We start from the raw sequence: 3,082 nt of genomic DNA, 5'->3' as shown, positions 1-3,082 counted from the left end.
TCACCCGTCCGCCGCTAGCTTTGTTCCGAAGAACTCCACTCGCTCGACTTGCATGTGTTAGGCATGCCGCCAGCGTTCGTCCTGAGCCAGGATCAAACTCTCAATAAAAAGTTTAATCTGTTGCTCAAATTACTTTGAGTCTTTAAATGTTTTAAAAACTCTCAAAAGAATTGCTGGATTTATTTTAACTAATATTCTGTTCAATTTTCAAAGACCATATTTGTTTGCCGCATCAAGCGACTTCCTTATCTTATCACCGACTCAACTTTGTGTCAACAACTTTTTTCAAAGTTTTTTCACATCATTTCGTTAGCAACGAGACTTATCTTATCACCTATCAAAACAACTGTCAAACACTTTTTTATCTTATGTTTTTATTTGTTTTGCATCAGCAACAGGACTTATCTTACCATTTTACTTTACTATATGTCAACAGTTTTTATTAAAAAAATACTAAATAAAAAAGCAGTATTAATTTTATCGAATAATACTGCTGAATATGCTGTCAATGATCGCCTTATCGCCTTTTTTTACTATGCTATTTGGAGTCCCACTTATCAAAATCACATTGTCTGCCAAAGCCTTTACCTCATCTTTATCATGACTTACTAAAATAATGGTACTCTTTTTTTCATAACTTATAGTTCGTATTAAGTTTATTAAAACATTCTTTATTTTTGCATCTAAAGATCTAAATGGTTCATCTAGTAATAAAACATCAAAATCATATAACAATGCTCTTGCTATATTAACTTTTTGTTTCATTCCTCCACTTAATTCATTAGGATATAAATATTTTGCCTCATTAATATCTAAAATTTTTAAAATTTCTTCTATTTTATCATTCATTATTTCTCTTTTATATCTATTTTTTATAACTATACTTAGATTATCGAATACATTTTTCCAAGGTATTAATCTATCTTCTTGAAATACATAAGAGATTTTTATGCCATTTGCAAGTAATTCATCACAAATATAATTCAATAAAGTTGTTTTTCCACATCCTGATGCTCCTACTATACAACTTATCTTGTTATCTTCAAAATCTATTGAAAAATTATCATATATTACTTTATTATCAAATTTAACATTTACACCTTTAATAAACATTTTTATCACCCTTTATGTATATATCTTTTATCTATAGTTTTGAAAAACAATTCAAATATATATGATATGATTGTTATTATTATTATCCAAGAAATTATATTTTCAGTATTTAATTGCATCTTTTCTAATTGAATTATTGCTCCTATTCCATATGTAGGTTGAGAATATACTTCTCCTGATATTACAACTTTAAATATTAAAGAGAAAGTTGAGCTTATTACTTTATTGAGCTCAATTATAATTATAGGTACTATAATGTGCTTCATCTTATCTTTAACAGATATCTTATAAACATTACACATTTGTAATAAATTCTTATCTATACTTACTATTGTATTTAATATTGCATCATAGAATATAGGAAGAGATATCATTATTCCTATAATAACGGGAGCATAATCCTTAGATGTCCAAATTAATAATAAAACTATAAAGGCCATAGTTGGAACGGCCTTTATAATTGATAAAATAGGTAATATACTATTATATATTAATTTATTAAAGTAACTTAGTATTCCTAAAATTAATGCGATGCTAATAGATATAAAAAAGCTTTTTACGCCTCTAATTACACTATAAAAAATTATAGTTACAAAATTCTTATTACTTACTATTGTTATAGTACTCTTTATTACATCAATTACAGATGGAAATAATAATCTATTATCTATATATATAGATGCAAATTGCCATATTAAAAGTATTATTATAATTGAAAATATAATATACTTATTGTTTTTCAACGAATAATGGCTTGTACTCATCTTTTTCTCCTTTTGCTTCTGTATCTATTGTATTAAAGTATACATTATACTCATCCATACAATCATTTATATCAGTAAATCCTAAATTGCTATTTTTCATGGATTCATTTATAACATCCTTATTAAAAGTTATCCCTAACTTTTCACATATAGAAGCTATTTCCTGTGGATTATTTTTTGCAAATTCTTCTGCTTCTTTAAAAGTATTTATTAATTGCTCATATACTCCACTATCTTTAATCTCATTAAGAAACTCTTCTTTTATTACTAATGTAGATTGTGGATATCCTTCTTTTACATTATTATATTTTGCCCATTCTTCATTTAAGTTTAATATTATATTTAAGTTAGGATTTTTACTAATAACTGTTGATAACACAGGTTCTGGTACTATTGCATATTCTGGTTTTCCTGCTACAAGTAATGGTGCTAATTCCGATGCAGCTCCTACATACGAAAAATTTATTTCTTCTTCTGATATATTATTATTTTTTAATATATCTTTAAAAATTATATCCGGGGTTAATCCTTTTCCTGTATTATATATTTCTTTACCTTTTAACTCACTTAAATCAGAAATATTATTTTCAGATACTAAATAAAGTGATCCCCATCCAATCGTTCCAACAATTTTATAATCTAGTCCCTTCTTATATGCTTGAAGTGCTAAATTTGATGGGATTATTGCTAGCTCTGCTTCTCCCTTCATAAGTTCTGAAACCAATAAATCAGATGTTTTCTGAACATCGTAATTTATAGTTATATGTTTTATATTCTTATTATCTTCCATTGCCTTACTTATAGCTATACTTGGCAATCCATCCGGTGTAATTAGTCTTACTTCTTTTTCTTCATATGTTTCTTTAGTATTACTACAACCAACCATAAAAATTAATAATGTGCTAATTATACATGTAATTATTTTTTTCATGATTCACCTCCAAGATTTATTTCATAGCTATATTATACAGTTAAGAATCCTATTTTCCAATATTTACATTGCATTTCCCACTTATTTTTATCGAATAATAATTTATATTTTTATATAACAAAAAAAGACCTAAGTATAACTTAGATCTTTTTGCTAACCTAGCAACGTCCTACTCTCCCACACAGTCTCCCGTGCAGTACCATTGGCGCTGTAGAGCTTAACTTTCCTGTTCGGAATGGGAAGGAGTGTTTCCTCTACGCCATCATCACTAGAT

3 protein-coding genes and 2 rRNA genes are annotated in these 3,082 nt (G+C 27.2%); all 5 read right to left on the bottom strand.

The window, feature by feature from the left end; translation table 11 throughout:
* Positions 1–108 (bottom strand): 16S ribosomal RNA (locus H8S20_RS15240); the annotation flags it as partial.
* 369 nt (positions 109–477) lie between these two features.
* A complete protein-coding gene (locus H8S20_RS15235) occupies positions 478–1,113 on the bottom strand; it encodes an ATP-binding cassette domain-containing protein (protein WP_186860624.1) in 636 nt (211 codons plus the stop codon).
* Between the two features lie 5 nt (positions 1,114–1,118).
* Positions 1,119–1,877, bottom strand: coding sequence for an ABC transporter permease (locus tag H8S20_RS15230; protein ID WP_186860623.1), 759 nt, complete (start codon positions 1,875–1,877; stop codon positions 1,119–1,121).
* On the bottom strand, positions 1,843–2,808 hold the full coding sequence (locus H8S20_RS15225; RefSeq protein WP_186860622.1) for an ABC transporter substrate-binding protein: 966 nt from the start codon (positions 2,806–2,808) through the stop codon (positions 1,843–1,845). Before H8S20_RS15225 ends, H8S20_RS15230 begins: the two co-directional genes overlap by 35 nt.
* 156 nt (positions 2,809–2,964) lie before the next feature.
* Positions 2,965–3,081 (bottom strand): 5S ribosomal RNA (gene rrf / locus H8S20_RS15220).
* Position 3,082 lies beyond the last annotated feature (1 nt).

The organism is Clostridium hominis (assembly GCF_014287825.1).
Classification (GTDB): domain Bacteria; phylum Bacillota; class Clostridia; order Clostridiales; family Clostridiaceae; genus Clostridium; species Clostridium hominis.
This window is presented reverse-complemented; position numbering and strand designations above follow the sequence as displayed.